The 16,766-nt window shown below is 67.2% G+C and carries 18 protein-coding genes and 1 other RNA gene; 9 read left to right on the top strand and 10 right to left on the bottom strand.

The features are described from left to right. The first annotated feature begins 97 nt into the window (after nt 1-97). Nucleotides 98-700 carry a TetR/AcrR family transcriptional regulator gene (locus ACIBEF_RS16300; RefSeq protein WP_396794097.1) on the top strand — a complete coding sequence of 201 codons (603 nt, stop codon included), beginning with the start codon at nt 98-100 and terminating at the stop codon, nt 698-700. On the opposite strand, the gene ACIBEF_RS16295 is transcribed toward ACIBEF_RS16300, so the two are convergent. Next, nucleotides 701-1,600, bottom strand: a complete 900-nt coding sequence (locus ACIBEF_RS16295; protein ID WP_396794096.1) for a class I SAM-dependent methyltransferase — start codon at nt 1,598-1,600, stop codon at nt 701-703. Between the two features lie 174 nt (nt 1,601-1,774). On the opposite strand from ACIBEF_RS16295, the gene ACIBEF_RS16290 reads away from it, so the two are divergent. The 3 genes from ACIBEF_RS16290 (at nt 1,775) to ACIBEF_RS16280 (ending at nt 5,390) form a co-directional block, all read left to right on the top strand. Further along, the gene (locus tag ACIBEF_RS16290) at nt 1,775-2,002 is read left to right on the top strand and encodes a hypothetical protein (protein ID WP_396794095.1); all 228 of its coding nucleotides are present in this window, start codon (nt 1,775-1,777) and stop codon (nt 2,000-2,002) included. 47 nt (nt 2,003-2,049) lie between these two features. Continuing rightward, a complete protein-coding gene (locus ACIBEF_RS16285) occupies nt 2,050-2,421 on the top strand; it encodes a hypothetical protein (RefSeq protein WP_396794094.1) in 372 nt (123 codons plus the stop codon). A gap of 173 nt (nt 2,422-2,594) precedes the next feature. Then, on the top strand, nt 2,595-5,390 hold the full coding sequence (locus ACIBEF_RS16280; protein WP_396794093.1) for a TIM-barrel domain-containing protein: 2,796 nt from the start codon (nt 2,595-2,597) through the stop codon (nt 5,388-5,390). A 61-nt stretch (nt 5,391-5,451) separates the two neighbouring features. On the opposite strand, the gene ACIBEF_RS16275 is transcribed toward ACIBEF_RS16280, so the two are convergent. Beyond that, on the bottom strand, nt 5,452-5,706 hold the full coding sequence (locus tag ACIBEF_RS16275) for a hypothetical protein (protein WP_396794092.1): 255 nt from the start codon (nt 5,704-5,706) through the stop codon (nt 5,452-5,454). Then, nucleotides 5,703-5,975, bottom strand: a complete 273-nt coding sequence (locus tag ACIBEF_RS16270) for a hypothetical protein (RefSeq protein ID WP_396794091.1) — start codon at nt 5,973-5,975, stop codon at nt 5,703-5,705. Before ACIBEF_RS16270 ends, ACIBEF_RS16275 begins: the two co-directional genes overlap by 4 nt. A gap of 241 nt (nt 5,976-6,216) precedes the next feature. Here ACIBEF_RS16270 and ACIBEF_RS16265 point away from each other — a divergent pair, with 241 nt between their 5' ends. Together ACIBEF_RS16265 and ACIBEF_RS16260 are read left to right on the top strand one after the other, a co-directional pair. After that, nucleotides 6,217-7,023 (top strand): Scr1 family TA system antitoxin-like transcriptional regulator, encoded by an 807-nt coding sequence (locus tag ACIBEF_RS16265; protein WP_396794090.1) that lies wholly within the window; start codon nt 6,217-6,219, stop codon nt 7,021-7,023. Next, nucleotides 7,010-7,201, top strand: a complete 192-nt coding sequence (locus tag ACIBEF_RS16260; protein WP_396794089.1) for a DUF397 domain-containing protein — start codon at nt 7,010-7,012, stop codon at nt 7,199-7,201. The genes ACIBEF_RS16265 and ACIBEF_RS16260 overlap by 14 nt, the downstream gene beginning before the upstream one ends. A 331-nt stretch (nt 7,202-7,532) precedes the next feature. On the opposite strand, the gene ACIBEF_RS16255 is transcribed toward ACIBEF_RS16260, so the two are convergent. The 3 genes from ACIBEF_RS16255 to ACIBEF_RS16245 all read right to left on the bottom strand — a co-directional run bounded on the left by ACIBEF_RS16255 (nt 7,533) and on the right by ACIBEF_RS16245 (nt 11,019). Further along, on the bottom strand, nt 7,533-8,765 hold the full coding sequence (locus ACIBEF_RS16255) for a hypothetical protein (protein WP_396794088.1): 1,233 nt from the start codon (nt 8,763-8,765) through the stop codon (nt 7,533-7,535). A 706-nt stretch (nt 8,766-9,471) separates the two neighbouring features. Next, entirely contained in the window at nt 9,472-10,392 is a 921-nt protein-coding gene (locus ACIBEF_RS16250; RefSeq protein ID WP_396794087.1) for a DUF5677 domain-containing protein, read from the bottom strand. Nucleotides 10,393-10,647: 255 nt separating this feature from the next. Next, nucleotides 10,648-11,019: a hypothetical protein gene (locus ACIBEF_RS16245; RefSeq protein WP_396794086.1), complete on the bottom strand. Its 372-nt coding sequence runs from the start codon at nt 11,017-11,019 to the stop codon at nt 10,648-10,650. Nucleotides 11,020-11,265: 246 nt separating this feature from the next. Between ACIBEF_RS16245 and ACIBEF_RS16240 the strand changes: the two genes are divergently transcribed. Next, the gene (locus ACIBEF_RS16240; RefSeq protein WP_396794085.1) at nt 11,266-11,613 is read left to right on the top strand and encodes an immunity 8 family protein; all 348 of its coding nucleotides are present in this window, start codon (nt 11,266-11,268) and stop codon (nt 11,611-11,613) included. A gap of 186 nt (nt 11,614-11,799) precedes the next feature. Here ACIBEF_RS16240 and ACIBEF_RS16235 read toward each other — a convergent pair whose 3' ends face one another. Both ACIBEF_RS16235 and rnpB read right to left on the bottom strand, forming a co-directional pair. Then, nucleotides 11,800-12,186 carry a hypothetical protein gene (locus ACIBEF_RS16235; RefSeq protein ID WP_396794084.1) on the bottom strand — a complete coding sequence of 129 codons (387 nt, stop codon included), beginning with the start codon at nt 12,184-12,186 and terminating at the stop codon, nt 11,800-11,802. Between the two features lie 220 nt (nt 12,187-12,406). After that, an RNA gene (gene rnpB, locus ACIBEF_RS16230) (RNase P RNA component class A) lies at nt 12,407-12,822 on the bottom strand. A 127-nt stretch (nt 12,823-12,949) separates the two neighbouring features. On the opposite strand from rnpB, the gene ACIBEF_RS16225 reads away from it, so the two are divergent. Continuing rightward, nucleotides 12,950-13,711, top strand: coding sequence for a sulfite exporter TauE/SafE family protein (locus ACIBEF_RS16225; RefSeq protein WP_396794083.1), 762 nt, complete (start codon nt 12,950-12,952; stop codon nt 13,709-13,711). A 148-nt stretch (nt 13,712-13,859) separates the two neighbouring features. On the opposite strand, the gene ACIBEF_RS16220 is transcribed toward ACIBEF_RS16225, so the two are convergent. After that, entirely contained in the window at nt 13,860-15,083 is a 1,224-nt protein-coding gene (locus ACIBEF_RS16220; RefSeq protein WP_396794082.1) for an MFS transporter, read from the bottom strand. Between the two features lie 54 nt (nt 15,084-15,137). On the opposite strand from ACIBEF_RS16220, the gene ACIBEF_RS16215 reads away from it, so the two are divergent. Beyond that, nucleotides 15,138-15,599 carry a MarR family winged helix-turn-helix transcriptional regulator gene (locus ACIBEF_RS16215; RefSeq protein ID WP_396794081.1) on the top strand — a complete coding sequence of 154 codons (462 nt, stop codon included), beginning with the start codon at nt 15,138-15,140 and terminating at the stop codon, nt 15,597-15,599. Nucleotides 15,600-15,838: 239 nt separating this feature from the next. Here the strand turns inward: ACIBEF_RS16215 and ACIBEF_RS16210 are convergent, their stop codons facing one another. Further along, nucleotides 15,839-16,729, bottom strand: a complete 891-nt coding sequence (locus ACIBEF_RS16210; protein ID WP_396794080.1) for an NmrA/HSCARG family protein — start codon at nt 16,727-16,729, stop codon at nt 15,839-15,841. Nucleotides 16,730-16,766 lie beyond the last annotated feature (37 nt).

The following is a 16,766-nucleotide window of genomic DNA, read 5'->3' as shown; positions in this document are numbered from 1 at the left end:
ACGAGACGGTTCGTCTCGCATGGGCTGAGGCTAGGCGCGTGACACCACCGCCGTCAAGACGAGACGGTTCGTCTCGTGGAGTGATATCGTCCGGCCCATGACGCCCAACACGGCCCGCCGGCGGGAGACCTCCCGCCGCGCCATCCTCACCGCGGCCTTCGACCTGCTCCAGGAGACGGGGTACGCGAAGCTCAGCATCGAGGGCATCGCCGCGCGGGCCGGCGTCGGCAAACAGACCATCTACCGCTGGTGGCCGTCGAAGGGCGCTGTCATCTTCGACGCCTTCCTCATGCTCAGCGAGGCCACCGAGGGTGGGCCACCGACGCTGCCGGACACCGGCGACCTGGCGGCGGACCTGACAGTGGTGCTGCGCGCCACGGTCGAGGAGATGAACGACCCCCGCTACGAGCAACCGATGCGCGCGCTGGCCACCGAGATCGCGCTCGACCCCGAGCTGGCCGCCGCGTACGCCGAACGGTTGGACGGGCCGCTGAAGGAGGCCAAACGGCAACGCCTGCGCAGCGCCCAACAGGCCGGTCAGATCGCCGACGACGTCGACCTCGACGTGGCGGTCGACATCATCTGGGGGCCCGTGCTCACCCGCTGGCTGCACCGCAGCGGGCCGCTCACCGTCGAGTACGCCGACCTCGTCGTCAGCACCGCCCTCAACGGACTGCGCCCCCGCCGATCCGGCGAGTGATCAGCTCTGCCGCGCCGTGCAGATCACGTAGCCCTTGGGGTCGCGCCACGGCCCTACCTCGGAGGCGAACCAGGCGCGTACCTTCTCGTCGATGGCTCGCGTCAACTCCGGGCGCAGGGCCGAGTCGGGCTCGACGCCATAGAACGACAGATTGGCCGCCGCGAACGCGATGACCGGCTCCGGGCGGTCGAAAACGAGAGCGTTGTCGTATCGGTGTATCGCGACCGCGCCGAAAACCGACTCCATCATCTCGGGCAGATTGTCGCCGTGGACCCGCGAGGTGGGCAGGAACGGGATGTCGATCCCCGCCGACGAAACCACCTCGGCGACGAGCGCTGACACACGAGGTGTCGAGCCGGGACGGTTGACGACGGCCGCGAAGACGCCCTCCGACCTGAGCACCCGCTGGCACTCAGCCAACGCCCGCCGCACATCCGGAACGTGATAGAGCATGTGGCGCGCGGTGACGACATCGAAGACCCCCGTGCCGTACGGCAGGTCCATCGCGTTGCCGAGTTGCGCCGACACGCCTGCCACGTCATGGAGCGCGTGCACAGCCGCTGGTGAAAGGTCCAGCCCCACGAGCCGGCCGCGATGGCCCCGCTCTGCGAGGTTGCGGAGAAAGGCCCCGGTGCCGCAGCCGACATCGAGCAGATCCGCGTCCCTGGACAGCGACACCGCCTGCCGGACCGCGCCTTCGATGTCGTCCGGGACTTCGGTGTAGCGCTGATGTGTCTCGATCCGTGTGGTCAGCGGCTCCAGTGAGAGGTATTCCTGCACATCGGAGATGGACGGCTTCACGTCGTGCCCCCTTTCCTCGGCGATGACCTGGTTCGGCTCTTCAGCAGTAGTACCCGGTTGCACCATCAACCTCAACGGACCGCGTCCCCGCCGATCCATCCAGTGACGATCGGTGGGACGGCTTTGCGCTGCCACAGCGGGGTGCGGCAACATCAGGCGCCGTGACGGCAAAGTCGGCCCTTCCCCAGCCGTCGGACACCCCGATTTCAGGAAAGCCGAGTGGCAGGGCGAATCTGGGTTGCGTCAGAACCTCTAGCGACCAAGCATCGCCGTGTGGATGCCGTGGTGCAGTGGGTTCGCCGTCACCGCCGGCCGCCTGCGGTGCGCCTCGCCGAGGGCGAATGGCTGCGTTGGCAGATCAACTACCGGTTCGTCGGGCTGAGTGGTGGTGCGTGGCTGTACCGCTTGGACACGCTCAACCTGGCCCATGGCGCGGTTCCGGCCGACACCTTCCTCGGCGAACCGACCCGGTTCATCGACGAACGCGCGCACATCTGGTAGCTGCCACCGTCGGGTCCTAGACCTCATGCCCGCCGTACCATCCAGCGATGATTTCGGAGACCTTCGATGCGCGCGGCGGGCTCACCTACGTTGACCGCCTCGACTTCACCCGGGGCGACACGCCCAGGGCTGTCCGACGAATGGTCTGGCCGACGGTGCGGCTGCACGCCGACGACAGCACGGTGACCTTCACGTCGCGTACCGGGTCGGACACCCTGGAGCACTTCTCCGTCGCCGCGGTGGCGCACCATCCGTTTCACCGGCGGTTCCCGCTGCCGGCGACCGCCGTCGCCTTCGAGGTCGAGGAGCGCGACCAGGTCCTGCTCTTCTGGACCCCCCGCGTCGGCGCGGTCCTGCGGGCACTCGAGAAGCTGGGCTGGGACGCCGAACAGCCCGAGCCCTGGACTCCGTACGCCTGAACTGGTGGTCGCGCGGGTCTTCGTCACCGTGCGCAGCGGACGCCTGCCGGATGAGTACGGCCGGTGAGGAAAGAGAGAAGGGACACCCTCCGAGGCCCGTTGACATGCGTTTCGAGCGAGTGACAGCGTTGTCATCGACTCATTTCCTCCATATGAGACACGAGGAGCGCATCTTGCTCTATCGGAACTCACACCGTCGCCGCGCGACAGCAGCCGCCGCAGCCGGAATCCTCATCACGGGGCTGGCGCTCGCCCCGTCCGCGCCGGCCCAGGCGAGCCGGCACCGGGCCCAGGACGACGCCGTACGCTCGGGTGACGCCCGTTTCGAGGTGCTGTCCCCGACGCTGATCCGCACCGAGTACCAGAAGGACGGCAGGTTCACCGACGCCGCCACCTTCAACGCCGTCGGGCGCGATGATTTCCCCCGGACGCGTTTCACGAAGCGCGTCGACCACGGTTGGCTCACCATCGACACCGGCGCGATGACATTGCGGTACCGGGTCGGCTCGGGCGCGTTCACCGCCGACAACCTGACCGTGCAGCTCAAGGCCGGCAAGCAGACCGTGCAGGGCCAGCCGTGGTCCGGCCACACCGCCCCGGCCTGCGCGTTCGGCGCGCTCTGCGAGGCCGAGTCGCTACAGCTCAACGGCCCCGGCGTGGCCACCGACCACCAGGGGCACACGGGGCGCGGCTTCGCGGCCGGTTTCGCCGCGGCCGGCGACTCGATCACCTTCGCGCTCGACGCCCCGGCGGCCGGCACGAAGCAGCTCACCGTCCGCTACGCCAACAGCACCGGCGGCGACGGCCAGAACGTGGACCGCACCCTGACTGTTCGAGTCGACGGCGACGCCGGCCACACGCTGACGCTGCCGCCCACCGCCAACTGGGACACCTGGGGCCTGGCCAACGTGCCGGTCGACCTCACCGCCGGGCGGCACGAGATCAGCGTCGTGCGGGGTCCCGACGACTCCGGCAACGTGAACGTCGACAGCCTCGCGGTGGTCAACCCCGGTGATGCGTTCCCGGCACCGACCCCGCCACAGCCACAGCCCCTGCGGTTCGGCACGCTCGGAGAGGCCGAGACCGGCGCGCTGACCGGCGGCGCGAGGCCCGCGAACGACCACAACGGCGCATCCGGTACGGGATTCCTGGCCGGCCTGGAGAGCACCACGTCGGCCGCCGCGCTCACCGTGACGGATGTTCCGTCCGCCGGTGACTACCAGATGCAGATCCGCTACGCCAACGGTCAGGCCGGCACCCAACCGAGCCAGACGCGCACCATGTCGGTCACCGCGGGAACGGCGGCACCGGTCACGGCGACCCTTCCGCCGACCAGCGGGTGGGACTACTGGAACACCGTCTCCGTGCCGGTCCACCTCGACCGGGGCACCAACACCGTGACGCTCGGCTGCCCCACGGACGCCAGCTGCAACGTCAACGTCGACACGGTCGCCGTCGCCAGCAAGGGCTCCCCACTGCTCGCCCCGCACGCACCGCTCGGCGGCTACCGCCGGGGCCTGGACGGCGTGACCGGCTCCGCGCTCACCGCCCCGGGCCTGCTCTACCAGGACGGCTGGTACCTGCTCGACGACTCGGCCTCGGCCCTGAGCACCACCAAGCCCCGGCCGGCGCCCGAGCAGGACGGCTACGTCTTCGCGTACGGGCAGGACTTCACCCGTGGACTGAAGGACCTGTCGACCCTGACCGGGCCCACGAAACTGCTGCCCAAGTGGGCGTACGGGGTGTGGTACTCCGAGTACTACGACCGCACCGCCGCCGAATTCCAGGAGCTGGTGGCCCGGGCGAAGGCCGAAGGCGTACCCCTGGATGTTCTTGTTCTCGACACGGACGTCAAGGCGCCGGACAAGTGGAACGGCTGGAGCATCGACCCCACCCGGATCCCCGACCCGAAGGCGTTCTTCGACTGGGCGAAGAAGCAGGGCCTGCACACCGGCATCAACATCCACCCCAGCATCCTCGGCTCGGACCCGAAGTTCGCGCAGGCGCAGGCCACCGCGAAGGGCAAGCTCCAGCGCGTCGGCTGCAACGGAGGCCCCGACTGCTACACGTTCGACTTCGGCGACCCGGACCAGCTCACTGCGTACATGCAGCTTCACGACGGAATGATTCCGAAGGGCAGCAAGGGCCCGGACCTGTGGTGGCTGGACTGGTGCTGCGACAACACGACGTCGTCGCTCGCCGGCGTGACCGGTGACGCGTGGATCAACCAGCAGTACGCCGACAAGACCGGCTTCGCCTTCTCCCGGGCGTACGGCTCGTTGCAGGCCGGCGGCTACAGCAGCCCGACCCCGGTGTCGACCGGCCCGTGGGCCGACAAGCGCACCACCCTGCACTTCACCGGCGACACCACCTCCGACTGGTCAACGCTTCAGATGGAGGTCGGCTACACGCCGGGCGAGTCGGCCGCAACCGGGCTCGCCGCGGTCAGCCACGACATCGGCGGGCACACCGGCGGCCTCCAGGAGCCGGGCACCGAACCGGGCAGCACCAAGCTGCCCGACGACCTCTACGCCCGGTGGGTCCAGTTCGGCACGTTCCAGCCCATCGACCGGCTGCACTCCAACCACAGCGACCGGCTGCCCTGGCAGTACGGCCCGGAAGCCAACACGTCGGCCAAGAAGTTCCTCAACCTGCGTAAGGAACTGCAGCCGTACACGTACGCCTCCGCCAAGGAGGCCACCCGCACGGGTACGCCCATCGTCCGCTCGATGTACCTCGCGTACCCGAACGAACAGGCCGCGTACGCCACCGCCGGGTCCCAGTACCTCTACGGCCCGGACTACCTGGTGGCACCCGTGACGACGCCCGGCACCACCGCCACCACGTCGGTGTGGTTCCCGCCGGGCAACAACTGGACCGACATCTTCACCGGGAAGACGTACCGGGGCGGCACCACGCAGAACATCACCACCACGCTGGACACCATGCCGGTGTTCAAGAAGCACTGACGTTCCAGCGATCCGAACGCCGGCCGGGTGGGGGCAACCCACCCGGCCGGCGTCCTCTGGTTCACCGTCGGTGGGACCGATGGGCCCGCGACAACCAGCCGAGGAACCTGGCGTGCAGCGCGGCCAGGTCCGGGCGCAACCCCAGGCCGTACATGTCGTCGGCTGCCTCCTGCATCGACGCGGCCAGGTAGAACGCCAGCGCGATGGAATGACCGTAGAACTCGGTCACGAGCGCGAGCTGAGCCGGGCCACACGGCCAGGGCGCGGCGCAGTTGCGGCACAGCCAGGCTGGGCGCATCGGCAGGTGCGGAGTCATCCGACCCGCACCGGACGTCGCGGACGCCTGGTCGGCAGGGCCTGCATCCGCACGCCTGCGCGCCGCACGTACAACTCGCGGTGCGCGACCGCGTCGCCCGCCGCGTTCAGCTGGTAACCCTCAATCCAGACCCAACCGTGGTACGTGTGCCGCTCGGGCAACTCGCGAATGACGCGCACGAAGATCGGGCGCAGAAACTGCACGCTCGCCGCGGTGGTCAGGTGGATGACGTCGCCGCCTTTCATCTTCTCGGGCTTGTCGTCGGGCACGGTCTTCCCCTTGGTGCCGTTGGGAAGGGGCCGCTCCCGTGAGTGCTCGCCCGCCGGGAGCGGCCCCGCTGCGAACGCGACCACCGGATCTCGTGGGCCTGCCAGCCGCGCCGCCTGGTGACACTCTGCTGTGGAGACCACTACGCTCGGAAGGTGCTTCCGGCGTCCGGGGTGACCTGGCCCAACAGGGCCCCGACGTGTGGCACCTCGGGTAGTCGATCTTTGAGTTGAGGGGCGTTGAATGGCTGACGTACCAGGTCCGTTATCAGCGTTCATCGTTGGCGAGATCCGCCGGGCCCGAGGGGCTTCCGGCATGACGCAAGAGTCGTTCGGCCGCGCTGCTGGCTTCAGCGCCTCACACGTCAGCGCCGTGGAGAGCGGCACGAGAGCGCTGACAATCGACTTCATCAAGGGTGCTGACCGGGCGCTGAACAACGGCGGACTCTTCGAGCGCCTGGCGACGAAGTTCGGCGCACCGTCATGGTTCCTGCCCTGGCTGGACGCTGAGCGCCAAGCGACACAGCTCCGCTACTTCGAGCCCAACCTCATCCCCGGCCTGCTCCAGGTGGAGCACTACGCCCGCACCGTCCTGCGAACAGTCGAAAGCCTCACCGACGACGAGGTTGAACAGCGGGTGCAGGCGCGCATGAACCGGCAGGCGATCTTTACCGGCGAGCGGCGGCCACAGTTCGTCGCCGTACTGGACGAAGCCGCGATCCGGCGCACGGGCGATGGGCTGGGCGGCATCATGGCCCAGCAGGTTGCTCACCTGGTCGCGATGGCCGAGCTTCCGCACGTTCACGTCCACGTCATTCCGATCGGCAGCGGCCTGCACATCGGACTGTCCGGACCGTTCGCCCTGGCCCGGTCCAGCGAGGGCGTGTGGGTTGGCCACCTCGAAAACCAGCTTGGCGGGGACGTCATCGACAAGGACGATGAGGTAGCTACGCTTCAGGCAAGGTGGGAGAGCGTCCGAAACGAGGCTCTACCGCGCCGGCAGTCCATCGACCTGCTGAAGGAAGTTGAGAGCCATCATGGACCTCAGTAACGCCCGGTGGCGCAAGTCCACCCGCAGCGGCGCGAGCGGTGGCAACTGCGTCGAGGTGGCAAGCGACTTGCCCGGTGTCGTGGCCGTGCGCGATTCGAAGGACGCCGCCGGACCGGCATTGACCTTCGCCCCCGCCGCCTGGGCCGCGTTCGTCGCCCAGATCGCCGAGCGGCCGTAGTCGACGAAACACCGCGCGCTTCGCGCGATGGGTGAGGAAGCCCGGCCTGCGCTAAGCGACCCGGACGCCTCCGGCACCGGGAGTAAACCACCCGCCAGCCGCCGGGACACCTACCCGCCTCGTCGGACAGGCGAGGCGGCAGCCGATCCAGCCCGACCCGCGGCGGCGGCCCCGGTCGCGGAGACGTCGTTAAGGGTGTTACGGCACAACGCCACGACTCGGCTCTCGCACAGCCGTACCCCCACGATGATTTCGGATGCCTCTGTTACGCGAGGTGGCGCCGCTAGGCCGTGTTTCACACGGCATTCGCGCTGGCCCAGCGACCAAGGAGTTACTTTTGGGAGGTGCGAGTAATGGGCGGCGGATACCACGTCTCGCAGACGAACGGCGAAGGCGAAAGAGATGGCGTTGCTTCCACTTCTATCTGTCGCGTGACTTTGAAGTTGGGTGGAATGCTGGGACCCGTGCAGGCTTGACGCGCATCTTCGGCCCCTTGACGACTTTTGTTACCAATCCACACGGTACCTAGGATGCCAGCCAGTGCCGCAACTACTAGAAGTGCGAGTATTGCCGGGCCGGGCAGGCCATTTCGGGTTACAAATACTTGCTGGGCACCAGAGGGATTTTCCGCGTCCGCGAGCGAGTTGACGACGGACAGGTTATTGGCCAGTTCTCTGCCCGCTTGACGGTATTCCTCTGGGTTGGGCATGTTTCCCAGTACCGCCTCAAGGCTTGTTGCGGCACCTGCCATCCGATGAATGTCTACCCGTTCCGAGAAACTTGAAAAAGCGGTGGAGGCGTCTGATAGTACGTGTGCAGGCATCCGCTCGACGAACATACCAAGGCTATTCGCCGCGCTACCGAAGCTTGGGTGCGCGTCGACGAAGAGTCCGAGCGCCCGAGCGGACCTGTCGAAGCTAGGTAAAGCGTCGGCGAAGTTCGCTAGCAGCATTGCGGAGCGATGGAACTCGGAATCAGGTGTCGGGATATGCGCCACAGCACTGCGCAGCATCTCGGCGGCGTCATGGGTAAGACGTCCCGCCTTTTCGAGTTGGTTGACGGTCTCACTTAGCTCGGCTGTGGCCTCCTTGAAGGAAGACAGCAGCTTTTGCGGCAACTCCTTTGCGGAGAACTCGGCTCGATTCAAGTCTGCTAATGTTTCGGTATCAAATTCACGCTCACGCTCACTCTTCCACTTCTGTAACACGTCCGGCGGATAGCGATCGCGCGTCTGGCGGCCATCGATTATCTTGTGATGCCTGCCGCAGAGCAGTAGTAAATTGGCGAACACCTCGCGGTTCGTCAAGGCCCCTTGGCCACGAGGGCCAGACGTTGACGCGCCGATGATGTGAGCGATCTCCCCAACGAAGACGGCTTCCTCGCCATCCAGCACGATGACCGGCTCTGCGCATCCCGGCGCGTAGCAGCGACCACGGCTCAGCACATAGAGGGCGCGCCTGACCCGCTCTTGGATGCTCCCGCGTTGGTTCGCCATAGTGGCGAGGCTAGATGTTGGGTCTGACAGCCTCACGTCGATCTTGCCTGCTTGCTCGTACGAAGCCAACCGGCGATTGAAGACGTTTGCCGAAGCCAGGACGAGGCTGTCTAGTCCCACGTGCTACCGGCCTGTGGAACCGGCCTGTCTACTCCGTTGTGATCCGTCTGCCGGACTGCCGGCCGTTCGAAGTTTCTGTACGTCTTCAAGGCGGCCCTGAACGGGCCGCACGCGCCGTTCGCCTGGGCGCGCGTCCGTCGCTCCGCTAGCGCTTCGACTCCGGCCACGCAACACGCCCGGCGGCTGGCGCGGAGGGCGGGTAGCCCTGTGGGCCGCCGGATGACGCAGGCCCTTTCAAGTGGGGTGGTGGGGCCGGCAGCCGGCCGAGCCGCGCGGCGAGCACCGCGCGGCGTCGGAGAGCGCACGCCGGGTCCGTCAGCGGCTGCCGGTCGGTGGCAGGGTGGCGGTTACTGCGCCTCCGGCGGGGGCGCTCCGGCTCCAGGATGGCCGGGGGTCCGTCGGCGGCCTGCGGTCCGTGGGTGGTGGCGGTGGGAGCCATCCCGCCCACCGTTGACCCGGGCAAGCCGAGCAGACCACCGCCCGACCCACCAGCGTCTGACCGTGATCAAGGCCGTCTTGGCGTGGCGGGACGGGCGGCAGCCCGCTCCCCTAAAGGCGGGTCGACGGCAGACGGGATGGCACGAGGATCTTCGTTTTCACGCGCTTGACGTGTGGGGATCATATGACTTCTTGGCGGGAGAATATCTCCGGCCCGCTATTCCTTCCGACTTCCGCGCTCGGGGTTCCTCCAGGCCAGTTCCCTCTTGGTGATAATCCCCGGGCTTTCATTCTCGGCGAAGGGAATGATGAGCAGCGCAAGCCAGATATTGATCGCCTCGCTCACATCCTCGAAGGGTCCCGGATGGTGACTCTGAATGAGTTGCCAGTGCTCGAAATAGAGATAGGATCCATGGATCATCGCGAGGTGGCGGTAGTAGCTCTCCATGTGGCCATTAGTGATGCTGAAATTGCCCCCAGGAGTCCCCCAAACCATGCGATACATGTGGTGAGGATTAGCGTGAACGGACGACGATGAAGCGTGGTAGAAAAACTCATAAATCGCTAAAGAGTCGGCCTGCTCGGCCATCCGCTTAACCGAAGGGGATTCCCGGCCTTTCCAGCCCAGCAGCTGGCCGAGGTCCTTCAACTTCTCTCCGAGGTTTTTGACTTGCGCCTTATAAAATTCGATCCGCTTTTCAGAAGCTTCCGTGCGATTCCGACCATATGCTGCCCGAAGGGCAGGGAAGAATGATTCTTGTGCAGCTTCGCCCCGAAATATCTCTTGGAGGGTCTTCAGCATTAAAAACTGGTCTGCGTCGGACTTGCTGAGCGTGTTGATCCAGCGACCAAATATCAAGTCCTCGCACATGGGCCGCAAAAGTGCTGTGGCTGAGTACGATTGACCCTCCGCGCACAGCTTCATGATTGAGCTGAGTGCTTCCGTCTGCCTCCTTGCAATGCAGAGGTTTAGGAGGTCTCGGTCGGGTGGCTCGACCTGAGTTACGGACTCCGCGAGGAGCTCGATGCGTGGATCTATAAGCTTTCTGACTTCGTTGACTGCGGATTCCACCATGAAAAGTGGGTCGCCGCTTTCGAGGAGATCCTTGACTCTTTGCTCTACATTGTTGGCGTTCACCGATCTAGTCTAGGGACGAAACCCCGGTCGGAGAAGGTGCCAGATTCATCGCAAGAGAAGGGACAGGGATGGCCGGCGGCTCGTAGCTCTTAGTTCCGCTTCAACGTCTGACAACCTGAGCTGGGTGACCAACTGGGTGACGATGGGCACCGAGCAACGCCGGACGGCCATGGACTGCGGTGGACCGTTCGGACAGCCCAAACCTGCTGCTGGCGCAGCTCATCGAGGGCTGGTAGTTCCTTCGGGACGAAGAGGTCAGTCCTGGCCCGTCATCTCGTTGGAGTGCCTGAAGCGCTGGTCAATCCCGATGCAGGCAACAACGGCAGACAGGTCGTCGGTGAAGAAGAGTTGGAAATGGCGGTCCGGGTCTGTGACCTTGACCCAGCCCAGGCGCACAGGCTGATCCGTCGCGTCATGCAGGCGTTCGACGCCTTGACGGAAGCTGAGCGTGGCGATCCCACGCTGTCGGCAGTGCCGCTCCCGGCGGTCGTAGATGCGGGCGTAGTGGCTTGCCGGCAGGGCACCATCCGTGATGGTGAAGTCCGCACCACGATCGAGCGCGTTTCGGCACATCGCGTCGGCGCTGCCCTTGCCCGTCAACAGAGCGATCAGTCGATGCCGTTCCACGCGGACGACAGTAGCTGGGCCACGCCGAGCGACGCCCATTGTCTCGTTCGGCCAGCGTCGTGTCCGATCCGTGCCCGACGCAGCGGTCAACACGGGGCCACAGAGGCACGGACCTGGCCGGTGATCAACGCTTGGTAGCGATGTCCCAGGTGACGCGACTACCCGACGTGCAGATCAACACGATTCCCAAGCTGATCGTCTCGTTGGTCAGCACGAGGACGGCGTTTGGGCCGCTAGGGTCCGGGCATGCGCGTTGTTGTTCACTCGGTCAGGTTCCCCGACCTTGAGCAAGGCCCTCCCGAGGACCCCGCCGTCACCATGCAGCTTGTGGAAATTTACGCAGGCCCGAGCGATGGTCCGGGTGAGGAGCGGTTCCAGGCAACGGTGTGCACTCCGGCTGCTCTGTCACGGATGCTCGCTGATCAGGACGTCATCGTTGGAAGACACTGGCTCTTTGTCGATCACTTCCACGCTGGCCGCGTCGAGCAGTTCCTCCGCAAGCTGATCCGGAACATCGAGGGTGCCAGCTGGAGCGAGGTCGCGTCGAAGGTGGGACGCCTGGCGCAGCATGAGTTCGAGGACTACGGCTCGTGAGTGACTAACTGGGTGACGATCGGCCCGGACGCCGATGGACGAGCGTGGACTCCGGAGGAGCACAGGGGGCACAAGACGCCGTGAAACGTGGTGAAGCACCAGCAACCATGGCAGCCCGGGACGCCTTCTGAGCAGGTGTCGGCCAGCGTCGCTGCTGGTAGCGCGGCAGCGGCCCTTAGTTCCGCTTCAACTCAACGCGAAGTCCTTGATGCCGGTGGCGATGGCCGAGACGGTCCCGACCAGACCCGTCACGGTCGCCAACCTGGAAGCTGGGGTCGCCCAGGTCCCGCGACTGAACTCGGCCCATCGGCGATTCCAAAAGAGCAGCTTGAACTTCTGCCATCTGTGCTCGCGTAGGTGGCACCCGAGCAGCAGTCCGTAGGAGTTGTTGCGGCAGAAGGCTCCCCGCTTGCGGGTACCGGCACCACACCACGCGGGTGCCTGAAGCAGCGACCATATGACCACTCCGGCGGACAAGAAGTAGAGGAGCTCAGGGCCGGCGTTGCCGGACCACCAGACGGCGATCAACGCCAAGAGAACGAGCAGCCCCCAGTACCGCCGAAGGATCTTCATGCAGGATCTGTAGTTGATCGATGACGAGCAGTAAATAGCTTTGACGGATGTTGGTCGTTGAGTGGCCATCCGGCGGATATGGCTGCTCTTGGGCCGTCCCTGGGCCGTCTGGGCCGTCACCGGGCCGTCAAACGCTGACCAGAGACAACCACCGACGACCACCAGCGCCCGAAAAACTGCAGGTCAGCCACCATGTCGGGGCGGCTGGCCTGGTGGGCGACGGACGAGTCGACCTGTACGCCGGATTCTGTGCGCGGCGCGTACCCCGAGGGGTTTGCGCCGGCGGCGGCCATCCATCTCGGCCTGCCGTTGCCGGCAGGCTCCAGCGGCCTACCCGCAGACATCGGGCGGGCAGCCCTCAAGCGTCTGCGCCGGGTCGTCATCTTGCGGTGACGGCCCTTGCTTGGCCTTGCTCCGGGCGGGGTTTACCGAGCCACCCCGGTCGCCCGGGGTGCTGGTGGGCTCTTACCCCACCGTTTCACCCTTACCGTCCCCGTTGGGGTCGGCGGTCTGTTTTCTGTGGCACTGTCCCGCGGGTCGCCCCGGGTTGCCGTTAACAACCACCCTGCCCTGTGGAGTCCGGACGTTCCTCGGCGGCGGGCCGAAGCCCGCCGACGCGGCCGCCCGGTCGACTCGTCCGTCGCGCTCTCATCCTAACGACGAGCGTGGTGCCGGTATTGCCGCCCCACCTGGGCAAGATCGTGCAGCTCACCCGCGATCCCGCGAAGCCAGCTCAGAAGGCGACGGCTAGCCTCGTGGGGCTATGGATCTCTCCCACGCCGCGCTGCTGCTCGCCGCCGGTCTCGCCGCTGGCACTGTCAACGCGGTGGCCGGTGGCGGTTCGCTGATCACCTTTCCGGCGATGATCGCGATCGGATTGCCGCCGGTGCCGGCGAACGTCAGCAACTCCGTCGCGGTCTTCCCCGGCTACCTGGCCAGTGTGGCGGGCAGTCGGCAGGATCTGCCGCGTCCCCGTGCGCTGGCCACGCTCGTTCCTACCACCATCGTGGGCACGATTGTCGGGGCGTTGCTGCTGTTGGCCACTCCGGCCCGCGCGTTCGAGCTGGTCGTACCCTTCCTGGTTCTCGGCGCGACAGCGGTCCTGGCCTTCCAGGACCCGCTGCGCCGGCTGGTCGGTCACCCCCGGGACCTGTCGCCACGCCGGCGGACGGTCGCGGTGCAGACGATGGTCGCGCTCGGCGCGGTGTACGGCGGGTACTTCGGTGCGGCGCTCGGGGTGATGCTGGTGGCCGGGCTGGCCCTGGTGCTGGACGCGACCCTGGCCCGGGTGAGCGCCATCAAGAATCTGCTCTCCGCGGTGGTGGGGTTGACGACGCTCGTGGTGTTCGCAGTGTTCGGCCCGTTGAACTGGGCGGCGGTCGCGGTGGTCGCGCCCGCCACCCTCCTTGGGGGGTACGCGGGCGCGCGGCTCGTCCGCCGGCTGCCGCCGGTGGTGCTCAAGACGGTGATCGTGGTGTTCGGTACGACGATCGGCCTCTACCTGCTCTGGCGCGCCCTGCACTGAGCGGCGTCACAGCCAAGATCCGCGCAACGTCGGGGATGTTGCTGCCTCAGCGAGCCCGGAGGCAGCAGTTTCCCTGAAACTGAGCGGATCTTGGCGCCGGCTCGCCGCGAGGCGGCAGGGGCACGCGGGCGGGGCGGGACGAGCCCGGTCAGTAGGTCTCGCCGACGGGCTCGTGTTCGGTGTCGGCGGCGGCGCGGTTCCAGCGGGACCAGAGGACCCGCTCGCCGTAGCCGGCGGCCATCACGTGCGCGAAGGCCAGGTAGACGAGCACGCCGACGGCGAGCACCCCGAAGCCGACCCAGAACGGCAGCGCCAGCGACTGCTCGGCGAGCTTGCCGGAGATGATCGGTGCCGGCGCGGCGGCGCCCCAGCGGACCAGGTTGAACGCGCCGGTGGCGACGCGCCGGTCGCTGGAGCCGAGGCCGAGCGCCAGGTCGGTGAGGTTGGCGTTGGCCAGGCCCATGCAGAGCCCGGCGAGCACCAGCACCACGAGCGCCTCGGCGGTGCTGGTGGAGGTGGCGAAGAGGACCATGCAGACCAGCAGCCCGGCGATGGCCACGCCGACGGTCTGTACCGCGCCGATGCGGTGGGCCAGCCGGTGACCGATCACCATGATGCCGGCGGCCAGGCCGAGACCCCAGCCGGTGAAGGCGAGCCCCAGCGGGATGACGTCCAGGCCGAGGAAGAGCGGCGTGTAGCCGAGCACCACGAAGAACACGAAGTTGTACGCGGCGGTGACCACGCACAGGGCGATGAACGCCGGGCGGCGGTAGGTGGCGAAGATCTGGCCGACGCGTACCGGGGCCTGCCGGTTGGTGGGCTCGCGGAGTTTGCGGGAGGCCACGCCGAGGGCGAGGACCATGAAGACGCCGCAGACGAAGAACGGCAGCCGCCAACTGACCTCGCCGAGCAGGCCGCCGATCAGCGGTCCGACGGCGAAGCCGAGGCCGAGGGCGGTCTCGAAGAGGCCCACCACCCATTCCCTGTCGACGGCCAGGTTGACGAGCACCACCATGGCGGTGGCGAAGAACATCGCGTTGCCCAGCCCCCAGACGCCTCGCAGCACGGAGAGCTGGACGATGTTGTCGCTGAACGAGGCGAGGATCGCGGCGAGGCCGACCACGGAGACGCCGGTGATGAGCACCGGTTTGAAGCCGAACCGGCCGCTGGCCAGCGTCGCCGGGATCATGCCAAGGGCCATGACCGCGATGTACGCGGTGAACAGCAGCTCGACCTGCCAGGCGGTGACGCCGATCGCCTCGCCGATGGCGGGCAGGATCGGGTCGACGACGGCGATGCCGGCGATGGCGAGGAAGGCCACCAGCGTGGTGGCGTAGATGGCACTGCGGTTCGGTTCGGAACGCCGATCCACTCCGACTCCTCAGATAGCTGTATCGTACAGGTATTTATTCTGTATGATACAGCTATGAGCGACGACAGTGACGAGAGCACCCTCGGCCAGATCGAGACCGAGGTGGCCCTGCTGATGCGCTTCGGCGAGGCCACCCGGCGGGCCACCGGCACCGCCGAGCACCGGGTGCTGGACCGCGCGGCGTACGTCATCCTGCGCCACCTGGCCGACGCCGGCCCGCAGAACGTCTCGGCGCTCGCCGCCCGGCTCAACCTGGACGGCTCGACAGTCACCCGGCAGGTGTCCGCGCTTCAGCGCGACGGCCTGATCACCCGTACCCCGGACCCGTCCGACGGGCGCGGCACTGTCATCTCCCCCACCTCGACCGGTCTGCAACGGATGGCCGCCGTCCAGGCCGCCCGCACCCGGCTCTACGGGGACATGCTTGCCGACTGGACCACCGATGACCGGGAGACCCTGGCACGGCTGCTGGGCCGCCTCAACCAGGCCCTGATAAACCGCAACCGCCCCCGCTGAGCGCGTGGCGGTCTCGTCGTCTGGCTCACCGCGCCATCCGGCCGCGCGAGAAGCTCTTCTACAACCAAGATCGCGCAAGATCCTGGTTGTAGTGGCCTGCCGTGCGGCCTGACACCACTACAACAAGGATCGAGCACGATCGTGCGGTGAATCCGCCGAACCGGCCCGGCGGCGTAGAACCCGCACCCCGCCCGGCGGCGTGAACGCACACCCGGCGCGGGTCCGCGACCGACCGGTTCTCAGGAGAACGTTCGCCGCGCCCACGTGCGGAAGTCGGTGGTGGGCAGGCCGAGGGCGCGGGCCATCTCCGGACGAGCGGGGCTTCCGATCTCGTTGATCCGCTCGACCGCGTTGACCATGGCGGGCAGCAGCCCGCGCTCGACGGCCTCCTGCGGGGTGAGTACGGGAGCGGTGATGGCCCGGCCGGTGACCTCACTCAGGATGGCCGCGACCTCGGTCATGGTGAGCAGGTCGCCGGCGAGTTCGACGTCCTGGCCGTCGAGCTTCCCCGGGTCGGTGAACGCGATCGCCGCGGCCTCGCCGATGTCGTCGACGGCGATCCACGGCATCCGCGTGTCAGCGGCGAAGCCGGTGATGATCGTGCCGCTGGACCAGTCGCCGAAGAGGTAGGACCAGCCGACGAGGTTCTCCATGAAGGTCGAGGGCTTCAGGACGGTCCAGTGCGCGAAGCCACCGGAGCGCACCATCTCGTCGATGGCCGCCTTGCTCTCCCAGTAGTGCCTGTCCCACCGGCCCTCGGCCCATCCGGGCTGGTTGCGGTGGAAGTCGCCGGCACCCGAGACGCTGCTGTGCACGACGTGCGACACACCGGCCCGGCGCGCCGCCTCGACGACGTTGCGGCCGCGGGTCACCTCGGCGTCGCCGTGCATGTTCGTCACGTCGGGATACGGGATGGAGAAGAGGCCATCCATGCCGTCGGCCGCGGCGAACAGCGACTCCGAGTCGTCCAGGTCGCCGGTGACCAGCTCGGCACCCTGATCCCGCAGAGCCTGGGCGCTGTCGGCGCCGGGATCACGGACCAGGGCACGGACCGGGACGCCCTTGTCGAGCAGCGCTCGGGCCGTGGCCCCGCCCTGCTTACCGGTCGCGCCGATGACGAGAACAGCCACGATGCCTCCTGAGAAACAAATGGGGTGGTCCCCCACT

It is taken from the genome of Micromonospora sp. NPDC050795, from assembly GCF_044456785.1.
Lineage (GTDB): Bacteria > Actinomycetota > Actinomycetes > Mycobacteriales > Micromonosporaceae > Micromonospora.
The sequence above is the reverse complement of the archived record's forward strand: the minus strand, read 5'-3'. Positions and strand labels throughout refer to the sequence as shown.

Excerpts from the sequence above, each read along its gene's own strand:
- ACIBEF_RS16295 (WP_396794096.1), bottom strand. The coding sequence starts at position 1,600 with ATGGATCGGCGGGGACGCGGTCCGTTGAGGTTGATGGTGCAACCGGGT.
- ACIBEF_RS16235 (WP_396794084.1), bottom strand. The coding sequence starts at position 12,186 with ATGAAGATCCTTCGGCGGTACTGGGGGCTGCTCGTTCTCTTGGCGTTG.
- ACIBEF_RS16225 (WP_396794083.1), top strand. The coding sequence starts at position 12,950 with ATGGATCTCTCCCACGCCGCGCTGCTGCTCGCCGCCGGTCTCGCCGCT.
- ACIBEF_RS16215 (WP_396794081.1), top strand. The coding sequence starts at position 15,138 with ATGAGCGACGACAGTGACGAGAGCACCCTCGGCCAGATCGAGACCGAG.
- ACIBEF_RS16285 (WP_396794094.1), top strand. The coding sequence starts at position 2,050 with ATGATTTCGGAGACCTTCGATGCGCGCGGCGGGCTCACCTACGTTGAC.
- ACIBEF_RS16275 (WP_396794092.1), bottom strand. The coding sequence starts at position 5,706 with ATGACTCCGCACCTGCCGATGCGCCCAGCCTGGCTGTGCCGCAACTGC.
- ACIBEF_RS16240 (WP_396794085.1), top strand. The coding sequence starts at position 11,266 with ATGCGCGTTGTTGTTCACTCGGTCAGGTTCCCCGACCTTGAGCAAGGC.
- ACIBEF_RS16265 (WP_396794090.1), top strand. The coding sequence starts at position 6,217 with ATGGCTGACGTACCAGGTCCGTTATCAGCGTTCATCGTTGGCGAGATC.
- ACIBEF_RS16300 (WP_396794097.1), top strand. The coding sequence starts at position 98 with ATGACGCCCAACACGGCCCGCCGGCGGGAGACCTCCCGCCGCGCCATC.
- ACIBEF_RS16260 (WP_396794089.1), top strand. The coding sequence starts at position 7,010 with ATGGACCTCAGTAACGCCCGGTGGCGCAAGTCCACCCGCAGCGGCGCG.